Annotated in this window: 15 protein-coding genes; 4 read left to right on the top strand and 11 right to left on the bottom strand. The window is 38.5% G+C overall.

Features of this window, described 5'->3' with window-relative positions; genetic code table 11:
* Positions 1 to 59: 59 nt before the first annotated feature.
* From HNQ37_RS01480 to HNQ37_RS01470, 3 genes are all read right to left on the bottom strand, one after another.
* Positions 60 to 842, bottom strand: a complete 783-nt coding sequence (locus HNQ37_RS01480) for a hypothetical protein (RefSeq protein WP_183538614.1) — start codon at positions 840 to 842, stop codon at positions 60 to 62.
* 13 nt (positions 843 to 855) lie between these two features.
* The gene (locus HNQ37_RS01475; RefSeq protein WP_183538612.1) at positions 856 to 3105 is read right to left on the bottom strand and encodes a polyribonucleotide nucleotidyltransferase; all 2250 of its coding nucleotides are present in this window, start codon (positions 3103 to 3105) and stop codon (positions 856 to 858) included.
* Between the two features lie 230 nt (positions 3106 to 3335).
* Complete coding sequence (locus HNQ37_RS01470; RefSeq protein ID WP_183538610.1) at positions 3336 to 4517, bottom strand: hypothetical protein; 1182 nt, start codon at positions 4515 to 4517, stop codon at positions 3336 to 3338.
* Between the two features lie 323 nt (positions 4518 to 4840).
* Between HNQ37_RS01470 and HNQ37_RS01465 the strand changes: the two genes are divergently transcribed.
* From HNQ37_RS01465 to HNQ37_RS01455, 3 genes are read left to right on the top strand one after another with little or no spacing between them, the layout of a single operon-like run.
* Entirely contained in the window at positions 4841 to 5800 is a 960-nt protein-coding gene (locus HNQ37_RS01465; protein WP_183538608.1) for a ribose-phosphate diphosphokinase, read from the top strand.
* A gap of 15 nt (positions 5801 to 5815) precedes the next feature.
* On the top strand, positions 5816 to 6934 hold the full coding sequence (locus HNQ37_RS01460) for a cysteine desulfurase family protein (RefSeq protein ID WP_183538606.1): 1119 nt from the start codon (positions 5816 to 5818) through the stop codon (positions 6932 to 6934).
* On the top strand, positions 6934 to 7278 hold the full coding sequence (locus HNQ37_RS01455; protein ID WP_183538603.1) for a DUF1831 domain-containing protein: 345 nt from the start codon (positions 6934 to 6936) through the stop codon (positions 7276 to 7278). The genes HNQ37_RS01460 and HNQ37_RS01455 overlap by 1 nt, the downstream gene beginning before the upstream one ends.
* 157 nt (positions 7279 to 7435) lie before the next feature.
* Here HNQ37_RS01455 and tuf read toward each other — a convergent pair whose 3' ends face one another.
* A complete protein-coding gene (tuf, locus tag HNQ37_RS01450) occupies positions 7436 to 8632 on the bottom strand; it encodes an elongation factor Tu (protein ID WP_183538601.1) in 1197 nt (398 codons plus the stop codon).
* A gap of 206 nt (positions 8633 to 8838) precedes the next feature.
* Here tuf and HNQ37_RS01445 point away from each other — a divergent pair, with 206 nt between their 5' ends.
* Positions 8839 to 9012, top strand: coding sequence for a hypothetical protein (locus tag HNQ37_RS01445; RefSeq protein ID WP_183538599.1), 174 nt, complete (start codon positions 8839 to 8841; stop codon positions 9010 to 9012).
* Positions 9013 to 9083: 71 nt separating this feature from the next.
* On the opposite strand, the gene HNQ37_RS01440 is transcribed toward HNQ37_RS01445, so the two are convergent.
* The 7 genes from HNQ37_RS01440 to HNQ37_RS01410 form a co-directional block, all read right to left on the bottom strand.
* On the bottom strand, positions 9084 to 11123 hold the full coding sequence (locus tag HNQ37_RS01440; protein WP_331035588.1) for a KUP/HAK/KT family potassium transporter: 2040 nt from the start codon (positions 11121 to 11123) through the stop codon (positions 9084 to 9086).
* 219 nt (positions 11124 to 11342) lie between these two features.
* Positions 11343 to 11972 (bottom strand): uracil phosphoribosyltransferase, encoded by a 630-nt coding sequence (gene upp / locus HNQ37_RS01435; RefSeq protein WP_183538597.1) that lies wholly within the window; start codon positions 11970 to 11972, stop codon positions 11343 to 11345.
* A gap of 47 nt (positions 11973 to 12019) precedes the next feature.
* The gene (locus HNQ37_RS01430; RefSeq protein ID WP_183538595.1) at positions 12020 to 12496 is read right to left on the bottom strand and encodes a GNAT family N-acetyltransferase; all 477 of its coding nucleotides are present in this window, start codon (positions 12494 to 12496) and stop codon (positions 12020 to 12022) included.
* A gap of 7 nt (positions 12497 to 12503) precedes the next feature.
* A complete protein-coding gene (locus HNQ37_RS01425) occupies positions 12504 to 13379 on the bottom strand; it encodes an aldose 1-epimerase family protein (RefSeq protein WP_183538593.1) in 876 nt (291 codons plus the stop codon).
* Positions 13380 to 13471: 92 nt separating this feature from the next.
* Positions 13472 to 14704, bottom strand: a complete 1233-nt coding sequence (locus HNQ37_RS01420; RefSeq protein WP_221288982.1) for a glutamate-5-semialdehyde dehydrogenase — start codon at positions 14702 to 14704, stop codon at positions 13472 to 13474.
* The gene (gene proB / locus HNQ37_RS01415) at positions 14685 to 15464 is read right to left on the bottom strand and encodes a glutamate 5-kinase (protein WP_183538591.1); all 780 of its coding nucleotides are present in this window, start codon (positions 15462 to 15464) and stop codon (positions 14685 to 14687) included. The genes HNQ37_RS01420 and proB overlap by 20 nt, the downstream gene beginning before the upstream one ends.
* Positions 15465 to 15508: 44 nt before the next feature.
* The gene (locus tag HNQ37_RS01410; RefSeq protein WP_183538589.1) at positions 15509 to 16456 is read right to left on the bottom strand and encodes a 3'-5' exoribonuclease YhaM family protein; all 948 of its coding nucleotides are present in this window, start codon (positions 16454 to 16456) and stop codon (positions 15509 to 15511) included.

Below are 16456 nucleotides of genomic sequence, written 5' to 3'. Positions count from 1 at the left end.
TAAAAATAAGCTCTAAAGTCATGCTGTGCATATAAAAAGCGACTCAAGTCGCTTTCATTTTAGAGTTTATCAAGTTCTTCCCAGGTATGCATGTTACTCTGGTCTTCTTTTGGATCGAAATTTAATGGATTAACTACAATGCCTGCTGTTTCACCAAAGCGATTTTCACCAAGCGACGGATGAAGTAATTCATTCAATTTCATTGCACGAAACTGACCGTCATTATCTTTGAAGTATTTAACCAGTTCTTCGTTCCGATACCACATTGATAAAGAGAGTAGATTGTCAAAAATTGGAACATATGTCTTTTTGTCTGGCGCCATAATCATTGGGAAAACACGTATAATATCACCGTACATGCGGCTCCCAATAAGAGTTGGTACAAAATAAGACTTCTGCTCAAATGGAGCCTCCTCATTCTCGGCTGACATCACTTGATTCATCATTTCCGAATGACTTTGAAGGAAATCATTTAACTTAATTTTATCAAAAAAATATAAATTTCCTGTCTGAACATCAGCAGCAGTCTTTGGATTAAAGGTTACGGTATCAATTGGAGACTCCATCAAGTTTGACCAAAAGGCAGAAATTGGAACGGTATTCCATATAACTCCTTCAGGCATCTGAATATCTGTTAAGAAAATCTCCAAGTCAGACTCTGTAGTAAAAATTGGAAGAGCAGCATGCTCCATTACTTCAACGGAAAAAAGAGGGTTTGGGGCAATCACTGACTCATTCAACAGTGCTAAGATAAAGCCAAGATTTGCAAGAAAATCCCCCTCATTATTAATTGAGTCACGAAGACGCTTATCAAGATCTGGACCTAATTCAAATTGTGACATAACTTACTATCCTTTAATCTGGTTTCTTACTTGAAATTTCTGAGAAAGTAGAACTAGGCTTGCGATCACGCTGTTGAAATTTGTGGTCTCCATCACGACGTGCCGCACGGTCATTGTTGCCAAATCTTGGCTTACGTTCTGGCTCTACATAACCCTCAGGTTTTTCTGTAAGTTCGCGCATTGAAGCATCAATTCCCTTATCAGAAATCTTTGTGACCTTAACTTTAACAGAGTCTCCGACTTTTGCCACATCATCAACTTTAGATGTACGTCCCCAAGCCATTTCTGAAATATGAACACGCGCATCTGTTTTACCAAAAAGGTTTACAAAAACAGCTGAATCCATGCTACGCACAACCTTCGCATCATAAACTTCACCAACTTTGGCTTCGCGAATGATTTCTTCGATGGCGCGACGAGCTGCATCAATCTTAGCTTGGTCATTTGAATAAATTGCAACCAGCCCACCTTGTTCGTCTTCGGTCAAATCGATCTGTACTTCATAATCAGCAGTAATACCTTGGATGGTCTCCCCTCCTTTACCAATTACAAGTCGAATCTTATCAGCTGCAATACGGAAGCTTTCAATTTTAGGAGCAGAAGGTGCCAAGTGTTTCCTTGGTTCTGGAATTGCTTCTTCGATGACATCAAGTATTTGCATACGGGCAATTTTCGCCTGAGCTAAAGCTTCACGCAATATTTGCTCATTGATGCCTTGAATTTTGATGTCCATTTGAAGCGCAGTAATACCATCGCGAGTACCAGCTACCTTAAAGTCCATATCGCCAAAATGATCTTCCAGACCTTGAATATCAGTCAAGATCGTATATTGCTCACCATCCGAAATCAAACCCATAGCAATACCCGCTACTGGTGCTTTAATTGGCACACCACCAGCCATCAATGCTAAAGTCCCAGCACAGATTGAGGCTTGTGATGAAGAACCATTTGATTCCCAAACATCCGCCACCAAGCGAATAGCATAAGGAAATTCTTCAAGTGATGGCAATACTTGTTCCAAAGCACGTTCACCTAATGCACCATGCCCAATTTCACGACGACCAGGCGCACCATAGCGACCTGTTTCTCCAACTGAAAATTGTGGGAAATTGTAGTGGTGCAAGAAACGTTTCTTGTGTTCAGGATCAAGACCATCGATGATTTGAGTATCACTCATTGGTGCAAGAGTTAGGGTTGAATGAGCCTGAGTTTGCCCTCGAGTGAAGAGACCATCCCCATGTACAATATTATTTGGTAAAAAATCAACTTGTGCATCTAAGGCACGAATTTCATCAAGAGCACGACCATCAGGACGAATCTTCTCTTCAATAATTAGACGACGTACTTCAGCATGCTCCATTTGTTCAAGAATTTCATACAGATCACGTATGATTAGATCAAGATTTTCATCTTCTGCAAAGCGAGATTCATATTCAGCAACTATTTTATTTTTTACTGCACGAGTATCCGCTTCACGTTGAAGTTTATCAGGATTCTTAACAGCAACTTTCAATTCAGCATTATGAGCTACAATCACTTCTGCTTTCAAATCTTCGTTAACATGCAGTAGATCAACCTCTGCTTTAACCTTTCCAACTGCAGCCTGAACTTCTTTTTGGAATGCTACGAGTTTTTTTACAGCTTCATGCCCTGCCATCAAAGCACCCAGCATAATATCTTCTGACAATTCTTTTGCACCTGACTCTACCATATTAATGGCAATTTCAGTGCCAGCAACAGTCAGTTCAAGTAAAGATTTTTCCTTTTGAATCTTCGTTGGATTGATAATATAATTACCATCAATGTAGCCAACTTGAACACCAGCAATGGGACCATCAAATGGAATATCTGAAATAGTCAGTGCCAATGAACTTCCAAGCATTGCGGCCATTTGGGGTACACAGTCTGGGTCGTAGGACAAAACAGTGTTAATTACTTGTACTTCATTGCGAAAGCCTTCAGCAAACATTGGACGGATAGGGCGGTCAATCATTCGGGCGGTCAAAGTGGCATCAGTTGAAGGACGTGACTCACGCTTCATAAAACCACCTGGGAAACGACCTGCAGCATAATATTTCTCATCATAATTTACTGTTAATGGGAAAAAATCACCCAGTGACATTTTTCCCATGGTAGCTGCCGTTAAAACAGTAGTATCACCATAACGAACAACAACAGCTCCGTTTGCTTGCTTTGCGACCTGACCTGTCTCAACAGTTAATGTTCGTCCGGCAAATTGCATCGAAAATGTTTCTTTAGACATTTACACCTCATAAAATAGCCTTCATTTGCTATTTACTTTTTATTTTTACGTGTTTCTATACAAAGTCCAAATCATGAAGTTCACAAATTCGACTTTGCGTAGAAAATACACGTATAAACTTTATTATACACTATTTCAATCTACAACAAAAGCTTGAAACCGCTTAAATTCTATTGTAAAGAACCAAAAAGAAGCTCCAAAATAGGAGCTTCAATCTCAATTACTAAAAATTATTTAGCGGCTTTAACAGCCACTGATCCTGTTACTAGGAATTGTTGTGCAGCTGGAAGAGCTTTATATGTATCAAGTTGATCTTGAGTTGCAAAGTAAAGATTACCATCAATCTTAGATTGGACTGCAGCACCAGTTACATCAGTCATTGGACGTGAAAGGATTGAGCCTTTAGCCCCAACGTAAACATCTCCCTTAACATTTCCGCCTTCAAAGTCAAACTCAGGTGAGTTAACAATAAGTTTGTCAACTGTCAAAGTATAAACTTTTGTAATATTACGATTTGAATCTTGAGCAATCATGGCTAAAGTACGTTGAACCGTACCTGCTTCATTGAGGAAGATACCATCAACTGAAATTGTCTTACCTGAAGCATCAACATCACCATTAGTTGCTACAAGCCAAGCACCCTTAGCGCCTAGTGCCTTTGTCAATACTGAAGCATCAACAGTTCCGGTAGTTGCACCTGATTGAGTGTCAGCACCGTTGCCTTTGAACGTCCATGTTACCAAACCATGCGTACCAACTGTGATTGCACCCATTGGTACTTCTGTTGTAGCTGCAAGACTTGTATCCACAGATGTTGTTCCTGTAACTACTACTTTTTGGGTAGCATCAAGTTTATTGTATGCATCAAGCAAAGCTTGGCTAGCAAATTTCAAGTTTCCATCAATAGTAGCTTGTGAAACTGAACCATCAGTCTTTTTACCATTTTGTGCGTGGAAACCTAATGCTGATACAAGAACATCACCCTTGACAGTACCGTTTGAGATATAGAAGCCTGGTGATTTTACAACGATATCCTTAACGGTCAATGTGTACTGAGCAGTGACTTGATGTTGAGAATTTTGATCGTAAATCGCAAGCTTACGAGCAACATAAGCTTCACCTGTTGCACCATCAGCTACAAAAGTACCATCAACTGTTAATTCTTGACCTGTTGCATCCATATCGGCACCTGTAGCTCCAAGCCAGTTACCTGTGGATTTAAATGTATTTTGCAAGGCAGAGAAAGTTTTGTTTGGTGTTGTAGCACCAGTGAATGTGTCAGCGGCTTTAGAACTCGATGCAGCCGTTGATTTAGATGAAGATGAAGATGAATTGCTTGATGAACAAGCAGCGAGGATACCTACAGACAAAGTAGAAACTGCAAGTAATGCAATAACTTTAGACTTTTTCATTTTGGTTAAAAGCTCCTATTTTTTTTGTTTTTTTCCCTTGATTTACAAGGAATTTACATTGCTAATTATATTACATTGTGAAGTGGAAGTCAATCTTTGTTGCGGCGATTCACAAAGATAACAAACTTGTGCGGGTAATTCACAAAAAATAGCGGATTCATATTTTTATCATTATTTAGACATTTAATGACTGATTCTTTGCATCTACTAAATTTATGTGTTCTTGCTTTGTTCACTTGTAATGTAGAATTTTAGATGATAGAATAAATGTATATTATATAGAAAATCATCGCGTCAAAAACGCCATGTTTTATGGAGAAAAAATGATTTATCAAGATCCGAAATTGCTACTCTTCTCTTTGAGTTCAAATCAAGAATTAGCCGAAAAGATCTCTGCCTCAACTGGTGTTCATCTTGGGAAGGTGACAACAAAACAATTTGCTGATGGTGAAATTTATGTTGATCTTGGAGAATCTGTTCGAGACCATGATGTTTACATCTTACAATCTACGAGCTACCCCGTCAACGATCATCTTTGGGAATTGTTAATTATGATTGATGCTTGTAAACGTGCTTCTGCCAACACTGTTAATGTTGTAATCCCCTATTTTGGATACGCTCGTCAAGATCGCACAGCCAGTCCACGCGAGCCTATTACTGCTAAGCTCGTTGCCAACATGTTAGTAAAAGCTGGTATCAATCGGATCTTAACTCTAGACATCCATGCCGTTCAAGTTCAAGGATTTTTTGACATTCCTGCTGATAATTTGTTCACAGTTCCTTTATTTGCAGAACACTTCAAGAATAAAGGTCTACTTGGTGATGAAGTCGTTGTTGTCGCTCCAAAGAATTCTGGTATCAAACGTGCTCGTTCACTCGCTGAACACCTCGGGTCTCCTCTTGCCATTGTTGATTATGATGGTGATGATGAGCGTAACCGTGAAAATGGTTATCTTATAGGTAACGTCAGTGGTAAAAAGACTATTTTAATTGATGATATCCTTACTACAGGTGTTACTTTTAGCAATGCTGCAAATGTTCTTGAAGAAGCAGGCGCCTCAGAAGTTTATGTTTGCGCCAGCCATGGACTATTCTTACCCGGTTCTGCCGAACGTCTAAACAAGGCACCAATTAAGGAAATCCTTGTAACAGATTCTGTGAAATCTAAAAATCCAAAGCCAGACAATATTAAATACCTTTCTGCGGCAGCACTTCTTTCCGATGCTATTATACGCATTCATGAAGGTCGTCCTGTTTCACCACTCTTTAACTACGATAAATAAGATAAGATAATAAATATGATTTACTTAGATAATGCTGCCACCACATCTATCCTGCCTCAGGTTATTGAGGCCATGACGCTACACATGGCGGAGAACTATGGTAACCCCTCAAGTATCCACGGTATTGGGCGCATCGCTGCCAAAAGCCTACGTGAATCGAGGCAGACAATTGCTGGAATCCTTGGGGTTCCGGCAATTTCTATCACCTTCACAGCTGACGCTACTGAAGCTAATAATACAGCAATTATTTCCTATGCTATCGCCAATATCGAACGTGGGAAGCACATTATTACTACTTCGATCGAACATCCAAGTGTTCTCGAAGCAATGCGCTACCTTGAAGAGAGATTTGGTTTTGAGGTAACAACTGTCACCCCCGATCCAGACGGGGAATTATCAGCCAAAAAGATACTCTCCTCTATTCGGTCCGACACTATTTTAGTTTCAGTAATGATGGCCAATAATGAGACTGGACAAATATTACCTGTAAAAGAAATTGGTCAAGCCCTCAAAGACAAGAACATTGCTTTTCATGTTGATGCAGTCCAAGCCATGGGGAAAATCCCAGTTTTACCACTTGAAATTGGAGCTGACTTTTTAACTGCTTCAGCCCACAAATTCCATGGTCCAAAAGGAGTTGGACTTCTTTATCATTCAGATAAATACAAATTTGATAACTTCATGCATGGTGGGGACCAAGAAAATAAGCGTCGAGCAGGTACTGAAAATACAACAAGTATTGTTGGAATGGCTAAAGCATTAGAGATTGCTCAAGCAAATTGGAAAGTAAATTACAAAAAAGTTCAGCAACTCCATGAACGCTTGCTTTCAAATCTAAATGGCTTAAATTTTTATCAAAATCAATTTGGTACTGTCAGCATGCCTCACGTCTTGAATCTTGGATTTTCCGGTCTACGAAATGATCTTCTTTTAACCAAACTTGACCTTGCTGGAATTGCTGTATCAACAGGCTCAGCTTGCACAGCCGGAGCCGTTGAACCAAGTCACGTCCTTGAATCAGTTTATGGTGGAAATTCTGAAAAACTTCAAGAAAATATTCGAGTATCTCTTTCAGAAATCAATACTTTACAAGAGATTGACCAATTTACAGACATCTTGAAAGGATTCCTTTAATGGCCTTTATCACTGAAAAAAAGCTGAAAGACAGTAAGTATACTTACACACTTTCTTCAAATATCAAGAAATATACACTACGAGATTTGACTTTCGTTCCTAATAAATTAGGAAATTTCGAATTTCAAAGATTACTTGAGGTCTCCCCTAATTCTGGCGAGGGCTTCCTGCTAAAGATTATTGTTAATAATGATTTGTCTGGCTTCAAACTTTCAATCACAGATAAGTCGGGTCTTCGTGAAGTTAATATTTTTAAAAATTCAGACCCTATAATTGTTGAAAAATTCTACTTCCAGATGCAACTCTTTGTTAATCGTGAAATATTTAACCAAGCTGATGCTTAAAAGAGGAGTACTCCTCTTTTATTTTGCCTAAATCCTTTATTTTATATTAAAAAGACTTATCAAGTCTTTAAGTAGCTTTATATTTATCAAAAAACTCAAAGATCACTAAAGTAATCTTTGAGTTTTTAATAAATCAGATTGAGTACGAAAGAAAAAATTAACCTTCGATTTCAGAAACAATACCTGAACCAACAGTACGTCCACCTTCACGAATAGAGAAAGTAGTACCTTGTTCTACGGCAACTGGGTGGATTAATTCAACTTCAACAGTTACATTGTCACCAGGCATAACCATTTCTGTGCCAGCAGGCAAACGAAGTGAGCCTGTAACGTCAGTCGTATGGAAGTAGAATTGTGGACGGTAGTTATCGAAGAATGGAGTATGACGTCCGCCTTCTTCCTTAGTCAAAACGTAAACTTCGCCTTTGAACTTAGTATGTGGTGTGATTGAGCCTGGTTTAGCCAAAACTTGTCCACGTTCGATTTCGTCACGTTGTACACCACGGAGGAGTACCCCAACGTTATCCCCAGCAATACCTTGGTCAAGTGTCTTACGGAACATTTCAACACCAGTAACGATAGCCTTCTTAGTTACAGGCTTGATACCAACGATTTCAACTTCATCATTTATCTTGACAGTACCACGATCAATACGACCAGAAGCAACTGTGCCACGACCAGTAATTGAGAACACATCTTCGACAGGAAGAAGCAATGGCTTATCAGTGTCACGTTCTGGAGTTGGGATATAAGTATCAACAGTTTCCATCAATTTAAGAATTGAATCAACATATTTTTGTTCACCGTTTAAAGCACCAAGTGCTGAACCAGTAATAACAGGGATATTATCGCCATCGAAGCCGTACTCAGACAAGAGGTCACGTACTTCCATTTCAACGAGTTCCATCAATTCTTCATCATCAACAAGATCTTCCTTATTTAAGAAGACAATAAGGTATTTAACACCAACTTGACGTGAAAGCAAAATGTGCTCACGAGTTTGTGGCATAGGTCCATCAGTTGCAGCAACTACGAGGATCGCACCATCCATTTGAGCAGCACCAGTGATCATATTTTTAACGTAGTCCGCGTGTCCTGGCGCATCAATATGAGCGTAGTGACGACTAGGCGTTTCGTATTCAACGTGAGCAGTATTAATGGTGATACCACGTTCGCGTTCTTCTGGAGCAGCATCGATTGAAGCATAGTCTTTTGCAACGTTAGTTGCAGAAGGGTATTTCTCAGCAAGTACCTTAGTAATTGCTGCTGTAAGTGTTGTTTTACCATGATCGACGTGACCGATTGTGCCAACGTTAACGTGTGGTTTGCTACGATCGTATTTTTCTCTAGCCATTTTTAAAAATGTCTCCTTATAAATATTCTGGTGATCGCAGCATGGCGATACCGTACTGATTCATTTTATCAGAATATATTGAAATTGCAAGTGTTAGGGGTTCTTTTTATTAAAATTTGGTGTAAAATAAAGAGAAGTTTTAGAAAGCTACTTATAAATATTTATATTTAATATTTAAATATTTTTTGACAATATGAGGAATGAACATGCCAATAAAAATGCAAAAAAAAGATGAACTCGATAGTCTGTTTGCCGAACTCGGTGTACTTGAGATGCCAGATGGTATTTCAGTTCCAGAAATGTCAAACAGTTCCTTGACTTCTTCAGAATCTGAAGATCCTTATGCAAAATGGTTATCAGCTGATAGTGAAAATAATTAATTTTTAGATAGTATTTTCTTAAATAATGTTTTATTCAAAAAATAAAAAAACTCCGAAAATATCGGAGTTTTTTATGAAATTTTTTCAGTAGGAGCACTTTCAAGTAAATGATTTCGTTCATTGGCTTTGATGCCTTTTACATCACTCAGAATCAACGGAACTCGCTCAATATTATATTCAGAGAACTGAAGGCCAAACCAACGAGCTGGTGAAGTTGTAAATTTTTTGATTGAAATCTTTGTCTGTAAGATAAAGCGATCAAACGCTGACATTGTCCTTGCATTATTTAAATGCTCTTCAATAACGATAAAACCAAAATCACCAACATCTCGACCAGGCTTGATTGAATAGGCTTGGTGCTGCTTTGGTAGACGACCTGAAGCCATCAGATCTTGCACAATTGCTCGAAGATATCTTGGGACTTCCTGAGGCATACGAAAACCTAAATACAAAGTCACCCGGACAATAAAATCAGTTCCCATCATGTCTACTTCATACTCATTGTTGTATGGGGTATCTGTAACTTTTACATTAACAAACCAATATGTCTCAGCGCGTTTTGGCTTTTTATCCAAAATGGAATAAAGAATCGACATATCAATTTTTGAACCCTTCATACGACTTGTCAAATAAACCACATTAGTTTGATAGAAGTCAACCTCTTTATCATGACGCAATGCATTCAATTGATTCACATAGTTCTTTAGATCCAATTTTTTTACATATTGATTGACAATAGCGTTTCCTTTAATCCATACAAACATCACAAACATGATTAAAACGGCAATAATTACAACTACATAACCACCATGCATAAACTTCACAGCGGAAGAAACAAAGAAAATTATTTCGACAAGTGCAAAGAAACTCATTGTCAGGCGAGCTAAGACGGGATTCATACCCGTTGTCACCAAATAATACGACAATAAGAGAGTAGTCATTAGCATGGTAATGGTGATAGCAAGTCCATAGGCTGCTTCCATATGGTCAGAACTTTGAAAATAAAGAACAGTCAGAGAAGTAACAAACCACAGGGCAAGGTTGACTGCTGGAATATACATCTGACCAAAAGTTTTACCAGGGTAAAGAATCTTTAATAGAGGAAGCATTTTTAAACGTATCGCTTCAGAAACTAATGTGAATGAACCTGTAATTAGGGCCTGTGACGCTATAATAGCGGCTAGAGTTGCAAGAATTACTGCATAAACACGAATTGAACTTGGTAACATATCGAAGAATGGATTGAAGTTATTGCTAGAACCATAGTTACTACCCGCACGAAGCAAGAAAGCCCCTTGTCCTGCATAATTCAAGAATAAACAAATTTTAACGACTGGCCATGAGGTATGTATATTCGGCTTTCCAACATGTCCTAAATCTGAATACAGAGCTTCTGCACCTGTCGTTGCCAGAAAAACAGAACCAAGAATAAAGATACCTGCATGATTTACAGGATTAAAAAGCAATTCAATCGCATACCAAGGATTTAAAGCCTTCCAAATGGCAACATGAGACAGCATGTTCAAGAACCCAGATCCTCCGATAAAGAGGAACCATATCATCATAATTGGCCCAAAAAGTCTCCCTATTATATCAGTACCAAAACGTTGGATGAGGAAAAGAAGTGCTAGAATCGACAGAGTAATCACAACAATGACATTTTGGCTTGATCCAAAAGTATTAACAAAACCCGGAACACCTCTCAGCCCTTCAATAGCGGATGTTACCGTCACAGCTGGAGTTAAAGTCCCATCTGACAAGAGAGCTGCTCCTCCAATCATAGCTGGGATAATAAGCCATTTCTTAAAGCGACGAACTAAAGTATAAAGAGAAAAGATGCCACCTTCTTTATGGTTATCCGCATTTAGGGCGATAAGCACATATTTGATTGTAGTCAAGAGGGTTAAGGTCCAGAAAATCATGGAAACAGAACCTATGACAAAATTTTCAGTGATGTACTTACCACCACCTTGTCCTGTCACAATTGATTTCATAGCATAAAGTGGGCTGGTCCCGATATCACCGTAAACCACACCAAGCGCTATCAAAAACCCACCAAGTGAGGCTTTAGGCCACTTTCCTACTTCTGCTACCTTTTTTTTAATTTTCACTTTTTACTCCGAAGCTTTAGAAATAAAGCTTTTATTTTTGCAAGTTTTCAGTAAAGCATATGATTATTGCAGACCCTATTCTAACAAAAAAATAGCACTATGGCTATTTTGGGTTAGAGCCCAAAAAAGAAAAATGATTTTCAAAAGAATTGAAAAATATTCTAAAAAAAACATTGTCTTTTTCCATTTGGTAACTCAACCAGTCGTTAATGTCACTAGTTATTTTGTTCCAAAGAGACGGTCTCCAGCATCACCAAGACCTGGTACGATGTAACCTTTATCATTAAGATGATCATCAAGAGCCGCCGCAAAGATTGGGACGTCCGGGCAAGCTACCTGAAAAGCTTTAACACCTTCTGGTGCAGCTACTAGGCAGACAAACTTGATATTTGTGACACCACGCTTTTTGAGCGTTTCTACCCCGAGGATGGCTGACCCACCAGTTGCAAGCATTGGATCAACCAGAAGAACTTGACGCTCATCAACATCAGTTGGTAACTTTACTAAGTATTCAACAGGTTGCAAGGTTTTTTCATCACGATACATTCCAATAAAGCCAACACGAGCTGCAGGCATTAGTTTATTCATTCCGTCAACCATACCAATTCCAGCACGAAGAATAGGAACAATAACTGGTTTCTTACCAGCTAACCGTTTAGCAGTCATATGCGCCACGGGAGTATCAATCTCGACATCCTCAAGTGGCATATCACGGCAGACTTCATAAGCCATCAACATTCCAATTTCGTCTACAAGTTCACGAAATTCTTTTGATGAAACTTCTTTGCGACGAAGGATTGAAAGTTTGTGCTGAATAAGGGGGTGTTCAACGACAGTAAAATTTGACATTAGATTTCTACCTTTTCTAAGTTTTTACTATTTTAACATTTTTTAAATCATAATTCTTTAAGAAACCAATGATCCATTAAATTGTGGGTGGAATGATCTGGCGCAACTTTTAACTCTTTAAATCCAAATTTTTTATACATACCAATTGCATCAGATAATTCAGTCTTTGTATCAAGATAAGCAAATTGATAATATTTTGAAGCATAACTCAAGGCATGCCTCAAGAGTTGACCCCCCCAACCTTGACCACGTAACTCAGATTTTATATAGAGTTTCTGAATTTCGCATGTTGAAGAATTGATAGGATAAATTCCAATCCCTCCAAAAACTTCTTCACCATTGGTAAGAATCCAATATTCAGCCTTTTCCACCTGGTAGTGCCTGGTCAAATCAGTCAACTCTGGATCAAAATAAGCCGTTCCAGGCACATTAAGTTTAAACTCCATTAATGTACTTTGGACAAGCTCTTTTACACCTGAGTTAAATTTTTCTTCAATAGGTTGGATTTTTAAAGTTTCTTGCATTGACTTTTTAATTGATTTCAATAATGTATTCACAACGAAATGTCTCAGCTGGTTCGAGTGAGTTAATTCCAAATTTATTTGTAATATCTCCATCTGTGTTATCGTCGTCCGTGATACCACACCATGGCTCAATACAGACAAATGGTGCCTCGGCTGGGTATGGACTCCAAAGCCCAAAGAAAGGCATTTCTTCCCAATTCACTTTAACTGAGTGATCATCCAAATTGTTAGTCAAAGTTACTTCCATTTTAGGACTTGAAGTATAAACTAAAGCATCTCTGTTGAATAAGTCACGTGTAAGTGGAAGTTTATGGACATGAACTTCTTCACGGGCATCTAAATCAATCATCCCTGTGGGTGGGTTAAGCGGAATGAAAGTACGTTTTTCAAGCGGAAAAATAGTGAGTGTATAGTCTTCAAAATCACCTTTTTCAAAAGGAACATTAAATGCTGGGTGTGCGCCAATGCCAAAATACATTGTTTTTTCATCATTATTTTCAACTACGTAGCGAACACGTATCTTATTGTCCACAAGGTGATAAGAGATTTTGAAGTTAAAGTCGTATGGATATATATTTTTTGTATCTTCATTTGAAGTTAATTCAAACACAAGATCATTCTGATCCTCGTGAATTAATTCAAAATCATTGTCACGTGCAAACCCATGCCCACCCATTTTATAATTGGTCTCGTCTTCTCCAATATGGTATTCCCCATTTTTCAATTTACCCACGATAGGAAAAAGAACGGGTGAATGACGTGCCCAAAAAGCCTTATCGCCTTGCCAAAGATATTCGATTCCATCCTTTTTGATTGACTGCATTTCTGCTCCGAATGTATCAAAGATAACTTCGACTTGGTCATTTTTAAGTTGATTTTTCAATAAAATAACTCCTTAAATTTTTTTATAAATTACATTACAATACAATTAAACAGTTTCAGCCATTGATATCCTTTTTTAATAGCTGTAAGCACTTAATGGCGAATCTGACCAGATCCTAAGATCTGGTATTTAGTGGTCGTCAAAGCTTCAAGCCCCATTGGTCCACGTGCATGAAGTTTCTGAGTAGAAATACCAATCTCTGCGCCAAAGCCAAATTCAAATCCATCGGTAAAACGAGTTGAGGCATTTACATAAACAGCTGCCGAGTCAACCTGGGCCAAGAATTTCTGCGAATTGGCGTAATCAGCGGTAATAATAGCTTCTGAGTGATGTGTGCCAAAATGGTTAATATGGACAATGGCTTCATCCAAGTCATCAACAAGTTTGATGTTTAGAATCAAATCATTATATTCTGTCAAAAAATCCTCCTCCGTGGCTGGAATACAATGAATAATGGCCTGAGTTCCCTCATCACCACGAAGCTCAATCCCCTGGTCAAGCAATCTTGGGAGAAATTCCTCTGCTACTGATTTATGCACAACTAATGTCTCGCAAGAATTGCAAACGGAAGGGCGTTGACATTTGGCATTGAGCAATATGTTAAAAGCCATGTCCAAATCAGCAGAAGCATCTACGTAAACATGACAAACACCTGATCCTGTCTCAATCACAGGAATCGTAGCATTTTGAACTACCGATTTGATTAGACTAGCCCCTCCACGCGGGATAAGCAGATCAATATAATCGTTCAGCTGCATCATCTCTATTTCTGTCTCACGAGATGTATCAATCACTACATCTACTGAATATTTTGGAAGACCAACAGATTCAATGGCCACTTGCATGATAGCACAGAGAGCAAGATTTGAATGAATTGCATCTGAACCACCTCTCAGGAGAACGGAATTTCCGGATTTCAAACAAAGAATGGCTGCGTCAATTGTTACATTAGGGCGAGCTTCATAAATGATTCCAATAGTTCCAATAGGAACTCTTTTCTGAGTTATGATCAGTCCATTCGGACGTTGCCAACCTTTTACAATTTCCCCAATGGGATCTGGAAGTTCCGCAACTTGTCGAGTAGCTTCCGCGATTCCTTTTATCCCTTCTTCTGTCAAACGTAAACGATCTTGCATATTTGATTTAGTTGAGCTAGCTAAGTCTTCCGCATTAGCTGCCAAAATAAAATCAATATTAGCTTCCAATTTATCTGCGATTGCTAATAAGGCTTTATTTCTTTGGAAAATTCCAGCTTGTGAAAGAAAAACTTGTGCCTTCTTCACACGTGCCGCTTGCTCTTCTAAGTTAGTCAAAGTAAGTTCCAATTATATCCCCCTCTAAAACACGATATATATTTTCAGGGCTTTCACCATTCATAATAATTGTTTTAGTTCCAACACTATGAGCAATTTTTGCAGCAATTAACTTTGTCCGCATACCGCCGGTTCCAAGATCTGAAGCAGAGTCTCCAGCCATACTTTCAATTTCTTTGGTAATTTTCATAACTTCAGAAATAAATTTGGCATCCGGATTACAACTTGGGTTCGAATTATAGAAGCCGTCAATATCAGTTAAGAGAATCAAAAGATCAGCTTTAACCATCTGAGCAATATATGCTGATAAGGTATCATTATCCCCCACACGAATTTCGTCGGTCACAACCGTATCATTTTCATTCACGATTGGAATAACTTTATAATCTAATAGTGCACTGAGTGTGTTAATTGCATTCTCATGCATTTGTGGATCGTCTATCACCATGTGAGTTAATAGAATCTGAGCATTCTTTTGGTTATATTTTCGAAAAAAATTCTCATAAATACTCATTAATTGTGGTTGCCCTATTGCAGCTGCTGCCTGCTTTTCAGGTACAGTATTTGGACGATGATCTAAACCCATGACTTGCCACCCCACACCAATTGCACCTGAGCTAACCAAAATAACATGTTTGCCTGCATTTTGTAAATCAGATAATACCCTTACGAGTATTTCAATTCTTCTTAAATTTAAACGACCATTTTCATAAGTCAGTGTTGATGTTCCAACTTTGACCACTATAGTCTCAACCTCTTTTAAATTACGCATGCCTATATTATACGAAAAAAAACATTCAAGCAGTTTTTTTTGATTTATTTCGTGAAACTTGGTTTGTAGAAATTGCGATTGTCCAACGGCCAGATTCTGGCAGTCTGTTGTCCTGGAGTGATGGTTGTCAAAGCTGTGCTCATCATCATCATTGTCGCATCCATATTGTCAATTTGATGTATCATTTCTGCTTCCAGAATCTGTGGGCGAACAGGTGAGCCATAATCAAGTTGTCCATGATGGCTTAGTACCACGTGGCGAAGCACCAAAACATCTTCGGAGTCTTCATCAATATTTAATTCTTGGACAGCTTTAGAAATTTCCTCATCAATTAAAACTATGTGACCTATCAAATTGCCTTTTAAAGTGTAAGCCGTATTTTCAAAACCTGTGAATTCGACACACTTTGCCAAGTCATGCAAAAGAATCCCGGCAAACATAAGTGAACTATTAAGTTGTGGGTAAACATCACAAATTTTCTCCGCCAGACGTAACATGGTAGTTTCATGAAAGGCAAGGCCACCTTCAAAAGCGTGATGATTTGACTTAGCTGCTGGGAACTCAAAAAATTCTTTATCAAACTTCTTCAAAAGAGATCGTACAATCCGGTTCCAAGTTGCATTTTCGATGCGAAAGACCATTGACGTCACATACTCACGAAGATCTGACTCTTTAACAGGTGACTTCTCACGAAAATCCAAAGGAAGAGAAGGCTCTCCCTTTTCTGGCAAACGAAGTTGAATCTGATTAACTTGTGGCATGTTATTGTACATTTCACGTTTTCCCGTCACATGCACAACCTTCCCAGCTGTAAAAATTTGAACGTTATGGTCTTGCGCATCCCAAAGATTCCCCCCAATGGTACCCGTATGATCTTGAAAAACCATTTGTAAATAGTCTTTACCAGCACGTGTTTGTTTTAACTCAACTGATTTTATTAGGTAGAAACCTTCAAAATTTTGATTTACTTGCATATCTTTGATAAGTGTCAT

Origin of the sequence: Lactovum miscens, assembly GCF_014202895.1 — a bacterium.
Taxonomy (GTDB): domain Bacteria; phylum Bacillota; class Bacilli; order Lactobacillales; family Streptococcaceae; genus Lactovum; species Lactovum miscens.
This window is presented reverse-complemented; position numbering and strand designations above follow the sequence as displayed.

Coding starts and splice junctions, on each gene's coding strand:
- HNQ37_RS01480 (WP_183538614.1), bottom strand. CDS start 842: ATGTCACAATTTGAATTAGGTCCAGATCTTGATAAGCGTCTTCGTGAC.
- HNQ37_RS01475 (WP_183538612.1), bottom strand. CDS start 3,105: ATGTCTAAAGAAACATTTTCGATGCAATTTGCCGGACGAACATTAACT.
- HNQ37_RS01470 (WP_183538610.1), bottom strand. CDS start 4,517: ATGAAAAAGTCTAAAGTTATTGCATTACTTGCAGTTTCTACTTTGTCT.
- HNQ37_RS01465 (WP_183538608.1), top strand. CDS start 4,841: ATGATTTATCAAGATCCGAAATTGCTACTCTTCTCTTTGAGTTCAAAT.
- HNQ37_RS01460 (WP_183538606.1), top strand. CDS start 5,816: ATGATTTACTTAGATAATGCTGCCACCACATCTATCCTGCCTCAGGTT.
- HNQ37_RS01455 (WP_183538603.1), top strand. CDS start 6,934: ATGGCCTTTATCACTGAAAAAAAGCTGAAAGACAGTAAGTATACTTAC.
- tuf (WP_183538601.1), bottom strand. CDS start 8,632: ATGGCTAGAGAAAAATACGATCGTAGCAAACCACACGTTAACGTTGGC.
- HNQ37_RS01445 (WP_183538599.1), top strand. CDS start 8,839: ATGCCAATAAAAATGCAAAAAAAAGATGAACTCGATAGTCTGTTTGCC.
- upp (WP_183538597.1), bottom strand. CDS start 11,972: ATGTCAAATTTTACTGTCGTTGAACACCCCCTTATTCAGCACAAACTT.
- HNQ37_RS01430 (WP_183538595.1), bottom strand. CDS start 12,496: ATGCAAGAAACTTTAAAAATCCAACCTATTGAAGAAAAATTTAACTCA.
- proB (WP_183538591.1), bottom strand. CDS start 15,464: ATGCGTAATTTAAAAGAGGTTGAGACTATAGTGGTCAAAGTTGGAACA.
- HNQ37_RS01410 (WP_183538589.1), bottom strand. CDS start 16,456: ATGACACTTATCAAAGATATGCAAGTAAATCAAAATTTTGAAGGTTTC.